Here is a 16,031-nt window from a genome sequence, read left to right as displayed (position 1 = left end):
GGGCCGTCCATGAGCGTATGGCGCCGTCGGGCCGAAGGCCGTGAACCGACCCAGGCTCAGCGCCTGTTCCGCGGGCTGGTGCGGGAGTGGCTGTGGGTCAGCCTGATTCTTCTGCCGCTGACTGCGGTGTTGTCCCTGAGCCACGGCCTGGCCCTGAACAATCTGTTCTACGACAACCTGCGGCGCTTCACCCCGCTACCGGTGGACCCGCGCATCCTGCTGGTGACCATCGACGACTACAGCTTGCAGCAACTGGGGCGCTGGCCCTGGCCGCGGGCCATTCATGGCCAACTGCTGGACCGGCTGAGCGCGGCCGAGGCCAAAGGGGTGCTGTTCGATGTGATCCTCAGTGAACCCGGCAGCACGGTGGAAAACGACACCCGCCTGGCTGCCGCCCTGTGCCGGGCCGGCAATGTGTTCCTGCCGGTGCTGCGCCAGGGCGTTGCCCGCTATGGCCAGGACATTGAGGAAATCCCGCCGGTGCCGCTGCTGCGCAATTGCGCCCGCGGCCTGGGCCATATCAATGCCGAAGCGGATGCCGATGGCACGGTGCGCAGCGTCTACCTGCGCGAAGGCCCGGTGCTGGCTCCCCGGGCGCAACTGACGTGGCTGCTGTACCAACTGACCGAAGCCGAGCCGGCATTCCCCCATATGCCCGGGCCCGGCAAACCTCGCGTGGCCCAGGGGTGGCTGCGGTCCAACCCGGTGCGCATTCCCTTTATCAGCGCCGACGCCGGCTTTCCCAGCGTGCCCTATGTCAGCGTGCTGCGGGGCGAAGTGCCGCCGGAGCTGCTGCGCGACCGGCTGATCCTGGTGGGCTCCACGGCCCCGGGGCTGGGGGACCGCTACGTGACCCCGCAATCCGGCAGCCAGGGCACCACCCCGGGGGTGGAGATCCAGGCCAACCTGCTCAACGGCCTGCTCCAGCATCGCAGCGTGGTTGCCCTGGGCCAGTGGTCGGGGATGCTGCTGTCCATGGCCCTGACCGCTGTGTTGCTGGGCCTGTTGCTGTGGCGGCCGCGCCACGCGCTGTGGATAACCCTGGGTTGCATGGGGCTGGGCCTGGCGGGCTCGGTATTGATGCTGCGGCTGGGCTACTGGTGGTCGCCGGTGGCCAGCCTGCTGGGCATGCTGCTGGCCTACCTGATCTGGAACTGGCGCCGGCTGAGCGTGATCCTGGCCTACTTCGGCTGGGAACTGGCGCGCCTGGACAGCGAGCCCAAGGTGTTGCCGGAACGCCGGCGCAGCCAGGCCCCGGCCGGGGATGTGCTGCAGGGGCAGATCGTCGCTCTGGAGCAGGCCCTGAGCCGCACCCGGGACACCCGGCGTTTTATCGCCGATGGCCTGGAGTACCTGCCGGTGGCGACCCTGATCAGCGACCCCGACGGCAAGATCCTGCTGGCCAACCGCAATGCACGGGAAGTGTTTGCCCATTCCCTGGTGGGTGAAGGGCTGATTGCCCAGTTGGCCGCCCTGGGTTACCCAGGCCTGACGGAACCGGCCTTGTACCCCCGGCTGGAACAACTGCCGGCGGTGGAGTTCCGTGATGTTCAGCAGCGCAGCCTGCGCATGGAACTGGCGCCGCTGCTGCCGGTGGACAGCGATACCGCCATTGGCTGGCTGCTGAGCCTCACCGACCTCAGCGTCGAGCGCGACGCCGAACAGCAACGCAGCGTGCTGTTGCGCTTTCTGTCCCATGATCTGCGCGCGCCCCATTCGGCGATCCTGGCCTTGCTGGATTTGCAGCGCCATCAGCCGGCGACGCCCCGGCAGGTGTACGGCCAGATCGAACAGCAGGTACGCCGGGCCCTGGCTCTGACCGAGGCCTTCGTGCAGTTGGCCAAGGCCGAGTCGGAGGCCTACCAGTTCGAACCGAGCATGTTCGCCATGCTGGTGCTGGACGCCTTCGATCAGGCCACGACCCTGGCCCAGTTGAAGGACATTCACCTGGAGCATGACCTGGACGACGAGGCCGAAGGCCTGGTGCTGGCGGACCAGTCGCTACTGACCCGGGCGCTGTTCAACCTGCTGGAAAACGCCATCAAGTACAGCCCGGTGGAGTCCAGGGTGAGTGTGCGGGTCAGTTGTACCCCAGGCTGGCTGCGCTGCGAGATCAGCGATGAAGGCCGGGGTATCGATGCCGCGGATCTGCCCCAGCTGTTCGGCCAGTACCAGCGCTTTGCTTCGGCCAAGGGCATTGATGGCCTGGGCCTGGGCTTGTCCATGGTCAAGGCGGTGGTGGACCGGCATCAGGGCCGTATCAGTTGCCAGAGCGTGGTGGGTCGGGGCTCTTGCTTCATCCTCGAACTGCCTTTGCTGGAGGAATGAAGGGCCGGGAATATCCCAGGTGAAAAAAACCGGCTCCAAGGCCGGTTTTTTCGTCTGCTGAAAAACTTATGCACGTTTTTCCACATTTTATGAGTTTGGGAAATATATATATAAATCAGTGAATTATAACTCGATTTCAAGCCTTGTAGGAAAAGTCGTACACAGGTTATCCACAGAAGCTCATACAGCAACCTTATCCGTAGAAGTGGCCAATGGTGGCAATGAGCCCATATCCCGTTGAGCCTGTTCATTCCAGGCCGCCACCCGGTCATTGAGCTCGGCGATGGCTCGCGGGCCGCTGCCTTCGGCATACATCGGCGCGCCGATGGTCACGGTGATGGTGCCGGGGCGCTTGGCCCAGCCGGTCTTCGGCCAGAACTTGCCCGCGTTGTGGGCCACCGGCAGCACCGGCAGGTCGGCATTCACCGCCAGGGCGCTGCCGCTGCGGGAAAACTTGCCGATCTGGCCGTAAGGCACGCGGGTGCCTTCAGGGAAGATCAGTACCCAGACATTGTCCTTGAGCAACTCGTCGCCCTTGCTCGCCACCTGCTTGAGGGCAGCCTTGGGGTTGTCCCGGTCAATGGCGATGGGCCTCAGCATGGCCATGGCCCAGCCGAAAAACGGCACATACAGCAGCTCGCGCTTGAGCACCTGGCTCAGGGGCTCGAAGTAGGCCGAGAGAAAGAAGGTTTCCCAGGTGCTCTGGTGATTGGAAACGATCACGCAAGGCCGCTCGGGGACGTTTTCCGCGCCCTTCACTTCCACGCGGATATTGAGGAATACCTTGGTCAGCCACAGCGCGCAGCGACACCAGTAGACGTTGATAAAGCGATAGCGCGCCTTGAATGGGAGGAACGGCGCGATAAAAAAGCTCAGGGAGCACCACAGCAAGGAACTGGTGCCCAGTAGCAGGTAAAAGAAAAAGGTTCTGATGGCCTGCAGGATCGACATAGCGGCATTTACCATTGCGGGCATGCCCGCCTGTTAAAAAGCGCTCTCCCGAACAGTCCTTGGTCAGGATGCCAGAAGGGGCCTAATTGTGGATAAGTTCAGCGGCAACGGCCGCCAGGTCGTCAAAAATCAAGGTGCCTACCGGCAGGGTTTTCCCCAGAGTCTTTTCGCCTTTCCCGGTCTTTACCAATACTGGCTGAGAGTCGACGGCTTTTGCGGCTTCCAGGTCACCGAGACTGTCACCGACAAACCATAGACCTGTCAGTTCTGCCTGGTAATGCTCGGCAATGGTTAGCAGCATGCCCGGTTTCGGTTTGCGGCAGGCGCACCCTTCGTCGGGCCCGTGAGGGCAGTAGACGATCAGCCCGACTTCGCCGCCCTGCTCCGCCACCAGTTCGCGCAGGCGCGCGTGCATGGCATCGAGGGTGGCCAGGTCGTAGTAGCCGCGAGCGATGCCGGACTGGTTGGTGGCGATCGCCACCGTCCAGCCGGCCTTGCTCAACTGCGCAATGGCTTCGATCGCGCCGGGGAGCGGAATCCACTCCTGCACCGATTTGATGTAGGCATCGGAGTCGTGATTGATCACGCCGTCACGATCGAGTATCAGCAGTTTCACAGCAGTTCCTTACCTGATCAGCTCAGTACCGAAATGTCGGCCACGCCCAGGAACAGGCCCCGCAGCCGCGCCAGCAGCGCGTAGCGGTTGGCCCGTACATTGGCGTCCTCGGCATTGACCATCACCGCCTCGAAGAAGGCGTCCACCGGCTCGCGCAGGGCAGCCAGGCGGGCCAGGGTCTCGCTGTACTGGCGGGCAGCGGCCATGGGCTGTACAGCCTGGTCCGCTTGCTGGATCGCCGAGTACAGGGAGAACTCGTTGGCGTTGTCGAAGTACTTGGCTTCGATGGTGGTCGGCACATTGCCTTCGATCTTGCTCAGCAGGTTCGACACGCGCTTGTTCACCGCAGCCAGGGCGGCGGCTTCCGGCAGCTTGCGGAAGGCCTGCACGGCTTGCACGCGCTGGTCGAAGTCCAGGGCCGAACCCGGCTTCAGGGCACGCACCGAGAGGTAGGTGGCTACATCCACGCCTTCGTCTTCGTAACGGGCACGCAGGCGGTCGAAGATGAACTCCAGCACCTGGTCGGCCAGGCCGGCGGCCTTGACCTTGCTGCCGAAGGCGCTGACGGCGAAGGCCACGGCGTCGTTCAGGTCGAGGTCGAACTTCTTCTCGATCAGGATCCGCAGCACGCCCAGTGCCGCGCGACGCAGGGCGTAGGGGTCCTTGCTGCCGGTGGGCAGCATGCCGATGCCGAAGATCCCCACCAGGGTGTCCAGCTTGTCGGCGATGGCCACGGCGGCACCGGTCACGGTGCTGGGCAGCTCGGCGCCGGCGCCACGTGGCATGTACTGCTCGTTCAGGGCCAGGGCGACATCTTCCGGCTCGCCGTCATTGAGAGCGTAGTAGTAGCCGGCGATGCCTTGCATTTCCGGGAACTCGCCGACCATCTCGGTGGCCAGATCGCACTTGGACAGCAGGCCGGCACGGGCGGCGCGCTGGGCGTCGCCGCCGATGCGCGGGGCAATGAAGGCGGCCAGCTTGGAGATCCGCTCGGCCTTGTCGTAGACGCTGCCGAGTTTTTCCTGGAAGACCACGTTCTGCAGGCGCAGGTTGAAGTCTTCGAGCTTCTGCTTCTTGTCCTGCTTGAAGAAGAACTCGGCGTCGGTCAGGCGTGGGCGCACGACTTTCTCGTTGCCCTCGATGATCTGGCGCGGGTCCTTGCTCTCGATGTTGGCCACGGTGATGAAGCGCGGCAGCAGCTTGCCGTCCACGTCCAGCAGGCAGAAGTACTTCTGGTTGTCCTGCATGGTGGTGATCAGGGCTTCCTGGGGCACTTCGAGGAAGCGCTCCTCGAACGAGCACACCAGTGGCACCGGCCATTCGACCAGGGCAGTCACTTCGTCCAGCAGGTCCGCCGGGACGATCGCCGTGCCTTCCTGCAGGGTCGCCAGTTCCGCGGTGCGCTTGCTGATCAGCTCGCGACGCTCGTTGGCGTCGGCCAGCACGTAGGCGGCACGCAGGTCGGCCAGGTAGTTGGCCGGCGCGGTGATGCGCACGCTTTGCGGGTGGTGGAAGCGGTGGCCGCGGGAGTCGCGACCGGCCTTCTGGGCGAGGATGGTGCAGTCGATGACCTCATCGCCCAGCAGCATCACCAGCCATTGAGTCGGGCGCACGAACTCTTCCTTGCGCGCGGCCCAGCGCATGCGCTTGGGAATCGGCAGGTCGTTCAGCGAATCTTCGACGATGGTTGGCAGCAGGCTGGCGGTCGGCTTGCCCTTGATGCTCTGGCTGTAGCGCAGTTTCGGGCCGCTCTGGTCGATCTCGCTGAGTTCGACGCCGCACTTCTTGGCAAAGCCCAGGGCCGCCTGGGTCGGGTTGCCTTCAGCGTCGAAGGCTGCCTGGCGTGGCGGGCCGTCGAGGTTGATGCTGCGATCCGGCTGCTGGGTGGCCAGTTGGGTGATCAGCACCGCCAGGCGCCGTGGCGCGGCGTATACGTGCTTGGCCTGGAAGCTCAGGCCGGCGCTCTGCAGGCCTTTTTCGATGCCGGCCAGAAAGGCTTCGGCCAGGGTGTTCAGGGCTTTGGGTGGCAGTTCTTCAGTGCCCAGTTCAACCAGAAAATCTTGCGCACTCATTGTGCCGCCTCCAACTTAGCCAACACTTCATCACGCAGGTCCGGGGTTGCCATCGGGAAGCCCAGCTTGGCACGGGCCAGCAGGTAGGCTTGCGCAACGGAACGCGCCAGGGTGCGCACACGCAGGATGTACTGCTGGCGTGCGGTGACCGAGATTGCCCGGCGTGCATCCAGCAGGTTGAAGGTGTGCGAGGCCTTGAGGACCATTTCATAGCTCGGCAGCGGCAGTGGCTGATCCAGTTCGATCAGGCGCTTGGCTTCGCTTTCGTAGAAGTCGAACAGTTCGAACAGCTTCTCGACGTTGGCGTGTTCGAAGTTGTAGGTCGACTGCTCCACTTCGTTCTGGTGGAACACATCGCCATAGGTGACCTTGCCGAACGGGCCGTCGGCCCAGACCAGGTCGTACACCGAATCCACGCCCTGCAGGTACATGGCCAGGCGTTCCAGGCCGTAGGTGATTTCACCGGTCACCGGGTAGCACTCGATGCCACCGGCTTGCTGGAAGTAGGTGAACTGAGTCACTTCCATGCCGTTGAGCCAGACTTCCCAGCCCAGGCCCCAGGCGCCCAGGGTCGGCGATTCCCAGTTGTCCTCGACGAAGCGGATGTCGTGCACCAGCGGGTCCAGGCCCACGTGCTTCAGGGAACCCAGGTACAGCTCCTGGAAGTTCTCCGGGTTGGGCTTCAAGACCACCTGGAACTGATAGTAGTGCTGCAGGCGGTTGGGGTTTTCGCCGTAGCGGCCGTCAGTCGGGCGACGACTGGGCTGCACATAAGCGGCGTTCCAGGTTTCCGGGCCGATGGCCCGCAGGAAGGTAGCGGTGTGGAAAGTGCCGGCGCCTACTTCCATATCGTAGGGCTGAAGTACCACACAACCTTGCTCGGCCCAGTACTGCTGGAGGGCGAGGATCAAGTCTTGGAAGGTACGCACGGCTGGCGTAGGCTGGCTCACGAAATTCACCTGTTACTTGGGCTGCGATTTAAGGAGCGGGAGTATACCCGATTCAGTCCTGCGCACGCCCCCTGGAGCCTTATGCCACGCTGCTTTTGGTGTTCCGAAGATCCGCTGTACATGGCTTATCACGATCAGGAGTGGGGCGTGCCGCTGCGCGATGGGCAGCGCTTGTTCGAGTTGTTATTGCTCGAAGGGTTCCAGGCCGGGCTGTCATGGATCACCGTGCTGAAGAAGCGCGAGCACTATCGCCAGGTGCTGTTCGGCTTCGATGTGCAGCGCGTGGCGCAGATGAGCGATGCCGAGATCGACGACCTGATGCAGGACCCGGGCATCATCCGCAACCGCCTCAAGCTCAACGCCGCGCGGCGCAACGCCCAGGCCTGGCTGGAGCTGGAAGACCCGGTGGCCTTTCTCTGGGCCTTCGTCGGTGGCGTGCCGAAGATCAACCATTTCAAGGACCGCAGCGAAGTGCCGGCGGTGACGCCGGAGGCCGAAGCCATGAGCCGCGGCCTGCGCAAGGCCGGCTTCACTTTCGTCGGCCCGACCATCTGTTATGCGCTGATGCAGGCCTCGGGGATGGTCATGGACCACACCCTGGACTGTGATCGGTACGCCATCCTGGCCGATGCGCGGTTAGAATAGCCGGCTGGCGACACGCTTCATGACCAAGATCAGGAGTCATTTGTGGATAAGTTCAAAGGCGCCCTGCTGGTGGGTGCTCTGCGGTTGTTTGCCCTGCTGCCCTGGCGCGCGGTGCAGGCGGTCGGCGCAGCCATCGGCTGGATCATGTGGAAGACGCCCAATCGTTCCCGCGAGGTGGTGCGCATCAACCTGGCCAAGTGTTTTCCACAGATGGACCCGGCGGAACGCGAGCGCCTGGTGGGCCAGAGCCTGAAGGACATCGGCAAGTCCCTGACTGAAAGCGCCTGCGCCTGGATCTGGCCGGCCGAGCGTTCCATTGCCCTGGTGCGTGAAGTCGAGGGCCTGGAAGTGCTCAAGGACGCCCTGGCCTCGGGCAAGGGCGTGGTTGGCATTACCAGCCACCTGGGCAACTGGGAAGTGCTCAACCACTTCTATTGCAGCCAGTGCAAACCGATCATTTTCTACCGTCCGCCCAAGCTCAAGGCGGTGGACGAACTGCTGCGCAAGCAGCGGGTGCAACTGGGCAACCGCGTGGCGGCTTCCACCAAGGAAGGCATCCTCAGCGTCATCAAGGAAGTGCGCAAAGGGGGGGCAGTGGGCATCCCCGCCGACCCGGAACCGGCCGAATCCGCCGGGATCTTCGTGCCCTTCTTCGCCACCCAGGCCCTGACCAGCAAGTTCGTGCCGAACATGCTGGCCGGCGGCAAGGCGGTCGGCGTGTTCCTCCATGCCCTGCGCCTGCCCGACGGCTCGGGCTACAAGGTGATCCTCGAAGCGGCGCCGGAAGACATGTACAGCACCGATACCGAAACCTCCTGCGCGGCCATGAGCAAGGTGGTCGAGCGTTATGTGGGGGCCTATCCGAGCCAGTACATGTGGAGCATGAAACGCTTCAAGAAGCGCCCGCCTGGCGAGGCGCGCTGGTACTGAGGGAGCTGGCACGATCTGTGGATAACCCCGCATCGGGAGTTATCCACAGCACACCGAACAAGGGCGCAGAAGATGTCCGATCATCGCAAGTCGTTCCGCATCAAGATTTCCCACGAAAGCATCGGCGAATGCCTGGGGCAGACCCGCAACCTGTCCGCCAGCGGCGTCTATGTACAGAGCCCGGCCCTGGCAAGACTGCCCAAGGGCGCGGTGGTCTACGGCCAGGTCCAGGGCCTGCCGGTGACGGCGCCGCGGGTGCGCATGGAAGTGGTGCAAGTGGACGCGGAAGGGATCGCCCTGCGCTACCTGTGAAATAGCCCTGTAGCCGTTGCCGAGCCCGCGAGGCTGCGAAAAGGACCGAAGGGCCTTGCTTGGCGCTCTCTTGTCGAGCCTGTGCGGGTCTTCAGAGCTAGCGAGCAGTGCATCGGAGTGCCGCCCAGCTCGTTCGCAGCCTGCAGCAGCGGCTACCGAGGAGGGGTGGGGTCAGCCTTGAGACTGGCGGTCGAGTTTTTTCAGGAACACCGTCATTTCCTTTTCCGCCTGCTTGTCGCCGTGGCCCCGGGCCGCTTCCAGGCCCTGTTCCCAGGCCTGGCGCGCTGCCGGCAGGTCGCCCTGCCCCTGGCAGGCCTTGCCCAGCAACTTCCACGCCGCGGAATACTTGGGGTCGAAGGCCACGCAACGTTGCAGGTGCTCGGCGGCCTTGGCGAAATCGCCCTGATCCAGGTAACCCTTGCCCAGGCCGAAGCGCAGCAGGGCGTTATCCACACCCTTGGCGAGCATTTTTTCCAGGGATTCAAGCATCGTTGTCACTCCTGTGGGCTCATGTAGCCGCCGCAGGTTGCGATCAGGCCCGCAGGGCCTTCGCAAGGGCAGCGCCTGCTGCGCAGTCGATCGCCGCCTTCGGCAGCGGCTACAGAGTTGTTGATCAGAAGAAGCTCAGGCCGACGTGGAACAGTTTCTCCACGTCGCGGATGTGTTTTTTATCCACAAGGAACAGGATCACGTGGTCGCCGGCTTCGATCACCGTGTCGTCGTGGGCGATCAGCACTTCTTCGTCGCGAATGATCGCGCCGATGGTGGTGCCCGGCGGCAGGCCGATGTTCTCGATGGCACGGCCGATCACCTTGCTCGACTTGGCGTCGCCGTGGGCGATGGCCTCGATGGCTTCCGCCGCGCCCCGGCGCAGGGAGTGCACGCTGACGATATCGCCGCGGCGCACGTGGGCCAGCAGCGTGCCGATGGTGGCCAGCTGCGGGCTGATGGCGATGTCGATGTCGCCACCCTGGATCAGGTCGACGTAGGCCGGGTTGTTGATGATGGTCATCACCTTCTTCGCCCCCAGGCGCTTGGCCAGCAGCGAGGACATGATGTTGGCTTCGTCGTCGTTGGTCAGGGCCAGGAAGATATCGGCGTCGGCGATGTTTTCTTCCAGCAGCAGGTCGCGGTCCGAGGCGCTGCCCTGCAGCACCACGGTGCTGTCCAGGGTGTCGGAGAGGTAGCGGCAGCGGGCCGGGTTCATCTCGATGATCTTCACCTGGTAGCGGCTTTCGATGGCCTCGGCCAGGCGCTCGCCGATCTGCCCGCCACCGGCGATGACGATGCGCTTGTAGGATTCCTCCAGGCGGCGCATCTCGCTCATCACCGCGCGGATGTGGGCCTTGGCGGCGATGAAGAACACTTCGTCGTCGGCCTCGATCACCGTATCGCCCTTGGGCATGATCGGCCGGTCGCGACGGAAGATCGCCGCCACCCGGGTGTCGACGTTGGGCATGTGCTCGCGCAGCTGGCGCAGTTGCTGGCCCACCAGCGGGCCACCGTAGTAGGCCTTGACCGCCACCAGTTGCGCCTTGCCTTCGGCGAAGTCGATCACCTGCAGCGCACCGGGGTGCTCGATCAGGCGCTTGATGTAGTTGGTCACCACCTGCTCGGGGCTGATCAGCACGTCCACCGGGATCGCATCGTTGTCGAACAGCCCGGCGCGGGTCAGGTAGGCGGCTTCGCGCACCCGGGCGATCTTGGTCGGGGTGTGGAACAGGGTGTGGGCCACCTGGCAGGCGACCATGTTGGTCTCGTCGCTGTTGGTTACCGCCACCAGCATGTCGGCGTCGTCGGCGCCGGCCTGGCGCAGCACCGTCGGGAACGAGGCGCGGCCCTGCACGGTGCGGATGTCCAGGCGGTCGCCGAGGTCGCGCAGGCGTTCGCCGTCGGTGTCGACCACGGTGATATCGTTGGCTTCGCTGGCCAGGTGTTCCGCCAGCGTGCCACCCACTTGCCCGGCGCCGAGGATGATGATCTTCATCCAGTCACTCCCTTAAAACCGTTTAGCCGCGAGCTGCGGCGATCTTGATCAGCTTGGCGTAGTAGAAGCCGTCGTGGCCGCCCTCTTGCGCCAGCAACTGGCGCCCGTGGGGCTGCTTGAGGCCGGCGGCAGGCTGCCCCAGTTGGCCGCCGATGTCCAATTCACGAGCCCCCGGGGTGCGGGCCAGGAAGGCCTCGATGACCTCGGTGTTCTCGGTGGGCAGGGTCGAGCAGGTGGCGTAGAGCAGGATGCCGCCCACTTCCAGGGCCTGCCACATGGCATCCAGCAGTTCGCCTTGCAGTTGCGCCAGGGCGGCGATGTCTTCGGGCTGGCGGGTCAGCTTGATATCCGGATGGCGGCGGATCACCCCGGTGGCCGAGCATGGCGCGTCCAGCAGGATCCGCTGGAACGGCTTGCCGTCCCACCAGGCCTGGGTGTCGCGGCCATCGGCGGCGATCAATTGGGCGTCGAGCCCCAGGCGGTCGAGGTTTTCCCGTACCCGCACCAGGCGCTTGGCCTCCAGGTCCACCGCCACTACGCCGGCCAGGGCCGGTTGCACTTCGAGGATGTGGCAGGTCTTGCCGCCCGGTGCGCAGCAGGCATCCAGCACCCGTTGCCCTGGGGCCAGCTCCAGCAGATCGGCAGCCAGTTGCGCGGCTTCGTCCTGGACGCTGACCCAGCCTTCGGCAAAGCCCGGCAGGCTGCGCACATCACCGGCTTCGTCGAGGACGATGCCGTCCTGGCTGTAGACGCAGGCCTTGGCCGCAACCCCCGCTTCGCTCAACAGCTTCAGGTAGGCATCCCGGGAGTGATGACGACGATTGACCCGCAGGATCATCGGCGGGTGAGCGTTGTTGGCGGCGCAGATGGCTTCCCATTGCTCGGGCCAGAAGGCCTTGAGGGATTTCTGCAGCCAGCGTGGGTGGGCGGTGCGCACCACCGGGTCGTGCTCAAGCTCGGCCAGCAGCGTTTCGCTTTCGCGTTGGGCGCGGCGCAGCACGGCATTGAGCAGGGCCTTGGCCCAGGGCTTTTTCAGCTTGTCGGCGCAGCCCACGGTTTCACCGATGGCGGCGTGGGCCGGAACCCGGGTGTAGAGCAACTGATAGAGGCCCACCAGCAGCAATGCTTCGACATCGGCATCGGCTGCCTTGAACGGCTTCTGCAGCAGCTTGGCCGCCAGCGCCGACAGCCGCGGCTGCCAGCGTGCGGTGCCGAAGGCCAGGTCCTGGGTGAAGCCGCGATCACGGGCCTCGACCTTGTCCAGCTGGATCGGCAGCGAGCTGTTGAGCGAGGCCTTGCCGTTGAGCACGGCAGTCAGCGCCTTGGCGGCGGCCAGGCGCGGGTTCATTGGGCCTCCGCTGCTGGGCCGAGCAGGGTGCCGATGGCGAATTTCTCGCGGCGGCTGTTGAACAGGTCGCTGAAGTTCAACGCCTTGCCCCCGGGCAGTTGCAGGCGGGTCAGGCACAGCGCCTGCTCACCGCAGGCAACGATCAGGCCGTCCTTGCTGGCGCCGAGGATTTCCCCCGGCGCGCCCTTGCCTTCGGCCAGGGTGGCGGCCAGCACTTTCAGCGCTTCGCCATTCAAGCTGCTGTGGCAGATCGGCCAGGGGTTGAAGGCCCGCACCAGGCGCTCCAGCTCCACGGCCGGGCGGCTCCAGTCGATGCGCGCCTCGTCCTTGTTCAGCTTGTGGGCGTAAGTGGCCAGGCTGTCGTCCTGGACTTCGCCTTCCAGGGTGCCGGCGGCCAGGCCTTCGATGGCTTGCAGCACTGCGGGCGGGCCCATCTCGGCCAGGCGGTCGTGCAGGCTGCCGCCGGTATCTTCGGCGCTGATCGGGGTGCTGACCTTGAGTAGCATCGGCCCGGTATCCAGGCCGGCTTCCATGCGCATCACGGTCACCCCGCTTTGCGCGTCACCGGCTTGCACCGCACGCTGGATCGGCGCGGCACCGCGCCAGCGTGGCAACAGCGAAGCGTGGCTGTTGATGCAACCCAGGCGCGGAATATCCAGCACCGCCTGGGGCAGGATCAGGCCGTAGGCCACCACCACCATCAGGTCCGGCTTGAGCGCTGCCAGTTCGGCTTGAGCCTCGGCATTGCGCAAGGTCGGCGGTTGCAGCACGGGGATGTCGTTTTCCAGAGCAAGCTGCTTGACCGGACTGGGCATCAGCTTCTGCCCGCGCCCCGCCGGACGGTCCGGCTGGGTGTAGACCGCAACGATCTGGTAAGGGCTGTCGAGCAGGGCCTTGAGGTGTTCGGCGGCGAATTCGGGGGTGCCGGCAAAGACGATGCGCAGTGGCTCAGTCATGGGAATTCTCGATGTTAAACATGCGGAAAAGAAAAAGGCTTGCCGTAGCAAGCCTTTGCAAGACGGTCATCAAGCCTGCTGGCGATGCTGCTTTTCCAGCTTCTTCTTGATCCGGTCACGCTTGAGCGTGGACAGGTAGTCGACGAACAACTTGCCGTTCAGGTGGTCGCATTCGTGCTGGATGCACACGGCGAGCAAACCTTCGGCGATCAGTTCGTAGGGCTGGCCGTCGCGGTCCAGGGCCTTGATCTTGACCCGTTGCGGGCGGTCGACGTTTTCGTAGAAGCCCGGTACCGAAAGGCAGCCTTCCTGGTACTGGTCCATCTCGTCGGTCAGGGCTTCGAACTCGGGGTTGATGAACACCCGTGGTTCGCTGCGGTCTTCGGACAGGTCCATGACCACCACGCGTTTGTGCACGTTGACCTGGGTCGCCGCCAGACCGATGCCTGGGGCCTCATACATTGTTTCAAACATGTCGTCGACCAACTGACGCACTTCGTCGTCCACTACGGCCACTGGTTTGGCGATAGTGCGCAGGCGCGGATCAGGGAATTCGAGGATGTTTAAAATGGCCATAAGCGTAATTGCTACACGTGTGAAGTAAGGGCGGAGTCGGCGTCCGCGCAGGTTCTGGACCTGGGCCGCCGGTGCAAAACGTGCTCTGGGATGGAGCGAGCCGTGCAGGCTCTGGCGTTTCACGCGAACGCACATAATAAAGGGATTCAGCCCATGAGGAAATCACTGTTCGCCCTGCTGCTGGCGGGCTGGACCGCCATCGGCCAGGCCCAGGTGCAACTGCGGGACAGTTATCCACAGCACTATCGGGTGCAGCCGGGCGATACCCTGTGGAGCGTCGCCAGCCTGTATCTGCAGCAGCCCTGGCAATGGCGCGAGCTCTGGCCGGCGGGCTTCGCCGGGCAGATCTTCCCCGGCGACCGCCTGCAACTGGTGCGCAATGACGGCCCGCCACGCCTGCAGCTGGAGCGACCAGCGGCGCCGCCGACGGTCAAGCTCGCGCCCCAGGCCCGGCGCCTGCCCCCTGCCCCGATTCCGAGTATTCCCCTGCAAGCGATCAGCAGCTTCTTGCTGGACAACCGCATCGTCGATCAGCCCGGGGCCCTGGAGCAGGCGCCGTATATCGTGGCCGGCGAGGGCGAGCGGGTGCTGGGTGGCATGGGCGACCGGCTTTTCGCCCGTGGCCGGCTGGACCCTGAGCAGCCGGTCTATGAGCTGTTCCGCCAGGGCAAGGTCTACCGCGACCCCCTGAGCCAGGAACTGCTGGGGGTCAACGCCGACGCCATTGGCAGCGCCCGGGTGGTGGCGAGCGAAGGTGACCTGGCCACCCTCGCCTTGCAGAGCAGCAACCAGGAAGTGCGCCTGGGTGATCGCTTGCTGGCCGCCGATACCTCGGGGTTGCCGGGCTCCTTCAACCCCAGTGCCCCGCAACGGCCGGTGGAAGGGCTGATCATCGACGTGCCCCGAGGGGTCACCCAGATCGGCGCCCTGGATGTGGTGACCCTCAACCGCGGGCGCCGCGACGGCCTGCTGGAGGGCAACGTGCTGGCGGTGATCAAGACCGGTGAAACCGTGCGCGACCGGCAAACCGGCGAGCCGCTGAAAATCCCCGACGAGGCGGCCGGCTGGCTGATGGTGTTCCGCAGCTACGACAGGCTCAGCTACGGATTGGTACTCAAGGCCACGCGTTCGCTGGCGGTGCTGGACAAGGTCCGCAACCCCTGAGGGAGATCTTTCCTCAACAAGTTACCAACAGAGTTATCCACAGCTTGTTCCAGCTCAGGCTGGAGCCCTGACGATCAAGGATGATCCATGTCGAACTCGATGAGCGGCAGCATTTCCCCGGCAGAACTGGAAGCTCGATTGCGCTTGCACGTCCTGCCCGAACTCGGGCCGATGCGTTTTCAGCGCCTGCTTCAGGCATTCGGTTGCGCTTCTAAAGCACTCAGTGCCCCGGCCAGTGCCTGGCGTTCCCTGGACCTGCCGCCGGCCTGCAGCGAGGCCCGGCGCAGCCCCCAGGTGCGCGACGGCGCCCGTCGCGCATTGGCCTGGATAGATAGCCAGGCCCAGCATTTGCTGATGTGGGACCAGCCCGGCTACCCGCCCTTGCTGGCGCAACTCGAGGATGCGCCGCCGCTGCTGTTCGTGGCCGGCGACCCCTCGATTCTCGAACGGCCGCAGTTGGCGATGGTGGGCAGCCGTCGCGCATCGCGACCGGGGCTGGACACCGCCGGGGCCTTTTCCCGCAGCCTGGCCCGTGCCGGTTTTGTCATCACCAGCGGTCTGGCCCTGGGCATCGATGGCGCTGCCCATCAGGCGGCCCTGGATGTTGGCGGGCGCACCGTGGGCGTGCTGGGCACTGGCCTGGAAAATTTTTATCCACAGCGGCACCGGGCCCTGGCCAGGGCCATGATCGACCAGGGCAGCGCGGTGGTTTCCGAGTTCCCGCTGGACACCCCGGCGCGTGCGGAACACTTCCCCCGGCGCAATCGAATCATCAGTGGCCTGGCCCTGGGCGTGCTGGTGGTGGAGGCCAGCGTCGCCAGCGGTTCGCTGATTACCGCGCGGCTGGCGGCGGAGCAAGGCCGCGAGGTGTATGCCATCCCCGGTTCTATCCACCACCCCGGTGCCCGGGGTTGCCACCAGTTGATCCGCGACGGCGCGGTGCTGGTGGAAAGCGTGCAGCACATCCTGGAGACCCTGGCCGGCTGGCAGAACCTGCCGCCCAGCGCCTCGCTGCCGACAGCGGCCTGTACCCACCCGTTGCTGGCCTTGCTGCATGCGGCGCCCCACAGCAGCGAAGCCTTGGCCAGCGCCAGCGGCTGGCCCCTGCCCCGGGTGCTGGCGGCCCTGACCGAGCTGGAGATCGAAGGCCGTGCGGTCCATGAAAATGGGCGTTGGTATGCGCGTCTGAGCTAGGT

General features: G+C 64.8%; 15 protein-coding genes. 6 read left to right on the top strand and 9 right to left on the bottom strand.

Annotation, left to right across the window (positions count from 1 at the left end):
* The first annotated feature begins 9 nt into the window (after nucleotides 1-9).
* Nucleotides 10-2,328: a CHASE2 domain-containing protein gene (locus A9971_RS17015; RefSeq protein WP_183001277.1), complete on the top strand. Its 2,319-nt coding sequence runs from the start codon at nucleotides 10-12 to the stop codon at nucleotides 2,326-2,328.
* Between the two features lie 180 nt (nucleotides 2,329-2,508).
* Here the strand turns inward: A9971_RS17015 and A9971_RS17010 are convergent, their stop codons facing one another.
* The 4 genes from A9971_RS17010 to glyQ all read right to left on the bottom strand — a co-directional run bounded on the left by A9971_RS17010 (nucleotide 2,509) and on the right by glyQ (nucleotide 6,917).
* Nucleotides 2,509-3,279: a 1-acyl-sn-glycerol-3-phosphate acyltransferase gene (locus A9971_RS17010; RefSeq protein WP_041114926.1), complete on the bottom strand. Its 771-nt coding sequence runs from the start codon at nucleotides 3,277-3,279 to the stop codon at nucleotides 2,509-2,511.
* 82 nt (nucleotides 3,280-3,361) lie between these two features.
* Nucleotides 3,362-3,895, bottom strand: coding sequence for a D-glycero-beta-D-manno-heptose 1,7-bisphosphate 7-phosphatase (gene gmhB / locus A9971_RS17005; RefSeq protein ID WP_015633611.1), 534 nt, complete (start codon nucleotides 3,893-3,895; stop codon nucleotides 3,362-3,364).
* A gap of 17 nt (nucleotides 3,896-3,912) precedes the next feature.
* Nucleotides 3,913-5,967, bottom strand: a complete 2,055-nt coding sequence (glyS, locus tag A9971_RS17000) for a glycine--tRNA ligase subunit beta (protein WP_015633612.1) — start codon at nucleotides 5,965-5,967, stop codon at nucleotides 3,913-3,915.
* Nucleotides 5,964-6,917 carry a glycine--tRNA ligase subunit alpha gene (glyQ, locus tag A9971_RS16995; RefSeq protein ID WP_003177094.1) on the bottom strand — a complete coding sequence of 318 codons (954 nt, stop codon included), beginning with the start codon at nucleotides 6,915-6,917 and terminating at the stop codon, nucleotides 5,964-5,966. Before glyQ ends, glyS begins: the two co-directional genes overlap by 4 nt.
* Before the next feature lie 81 nt (nucleotides 6,918-6,998).
* Here glyQ and A9971_RS16990 point away from each other — a divergent pair, with 81 nt between their 5' ends.
* From A9971_RS16990 to A9971_RS16980, 3 genes are all read left to right on the top strand, one after another.
* Nucleotides 6,999-7,562, top strand: a complete 564-nt coding sequence (locus A9971_RS16990) for a DNA-3-methyladenine glycosylase I (protein ID WP_047290171.1) — start codon at nucleotides 6,999-7,001, stop codon at nucleotides 7,560-7,562.
* A 42-nt stretch (nucleotides 7,563-7,604) separates the two neighbouring features.
* On the top strand, nucleotides 7,605-8,492 hold the full coding sequence (locus tag A9971_RS16985; RefSeq protein WP_011058405.1) for a lysophospholipid acyltransferase: 888 nt from the start codon (nucleotides 7,605-7,607) through the stop codon (nucleotides 8,490-8,492).
* Between the two features lie 72 nt (nucleotides 8,493-8,564).
* Entirely contained in the window at nucleotides 8,565-8,804 is a 240-nt protein-coding gene (locus tag A9971_RS16980) for a PilZ domain-containing protein (RefSeq protein WP_011058406.1), read from the top strand.
* Nucleotides 8,805-8,975: 171 nt separating this feature from the next.
* On the opposite strand, the gene A9971_RS16975 is transcribed toward A9971_RS16980, so the two are convergent.
* The 5 genes from A9971_RS16975 to def all read right to left on the bottom strand — a co-directional run bounded on the left by A9971_RS16975 (nucleotide 8,976) and on the right by def (nucleotide 13,671).
* Nucleotides 8,976-9,293: a tetratricopeptide repeat protein gene (locus tag A9971_RS16975; RefSeq protein ID WP_011058407.1), complete on the bottom strand. Its 318-nt coding sequence runs from the start codon at nucleotides 9,291-9,293 to the stop codon at nucleotides 8,976-8,978.
* A 124-nt stretch (nucleotides 9,294-9,417) separates the two neighbouring features.
* Nucleotides 9,418-10,791: a Trk system potassium transporter TrkA gene (trkA, locus tag A9971_RS16970; protein WP_011058408.1), complete on the bottom strand. Its 1,374-nt coding sequence runs from the start codon at nucleotides 10,789-10,791 to the stop codon at nucleotides 9,418-9,420.
* A 22-nt stretch (nucleotides 10,792-10,813) separates the two neighbouring features.
* Nucleotides 10,814-12,139, bottom strand: a complete 1,326-nt coding sequence (gene rsmB, locus A9971_RS16965; RefSeq protein WP_077933140.1) for a 16S rRNA (cytosine(967)-C(5))-methyltransferase RsmB — start codon at nucleotides 12,137-12,139, stop codon at nucleotides 10,814-10,816.
* A complete protein-coding gene (fmt, locus tag A9971_RS16960) occupies nucleotides 12,136-13,095 on the bottom strand; it encodes a methionyl-tRNA formyltransferase (protein ID WP_015633615.1) in 960 nt (319 codons plus the stop codon). Before fmt ends, rsmB begins: the two co-directional genes overlap by 4 nt.
* A gap of 69 nt (nucleotides 13,096-13,164) precedes the next feature.
* Nucleotides 13,165-13,671, bottom strand: a complete 507-nt coding sequence (gene def, locus A9971_RS16955; RefSeq protein WP_011058411.1) for a peptide deformylase — start codon at nucleotides 13,669-13,671, stop codon at nucleotides 13,165-13,167.
* A gap of 153 nt (nucleotides 13,672-13,824) precedes the next feature.
* Between def and A9971_RS16950 the strand changes: the two genes are divergently transcribed.
* Together A9971_RS16950 and dprA are read left to right on the top strand one after the other, a co-directional pair.
* A complete protein-coding gene (locus A9971_RS16950) occupies nucleotides 13,825-14,835 on the top strand; it encodes a LysM peptidoglycan-binding domain-containing protein (RefSeq protein ID WP_015633617.1) in 1,011 nt (336 codons plus the stop codon).
* A gap of 87 nt (nucleotides 14,836-14,922) precedes the next feature.
* Entirely contained in the window at nucleotides 14,923-16,029 is a 1,107-nt protein-coding gene (gene dprA, locus A9971_RS16945; RefSeq protein ID WP_077933142.1) for a DNA-processing protein DprA, read from the top strand.
* The last annotated feature ends 2 nt before the right edge of the window (nucleotides 16,030-16,031 follow it).

The sequence above is a fragment of the Pseudomonas sp. UME65 genome (assembly GCF_014170225.1).
GTDB lineage: Bacteria > Pseudomonadota > Gammaproteobacteria > Pseudomonadales > Pseudomonadaceae > Aquipseudomonas > Aquipseudomonas protegens.
Note: the sequence above shows the minus strand (reverse complement) of the source record. Positions and strands in the feature narration are given on the sequence as shown.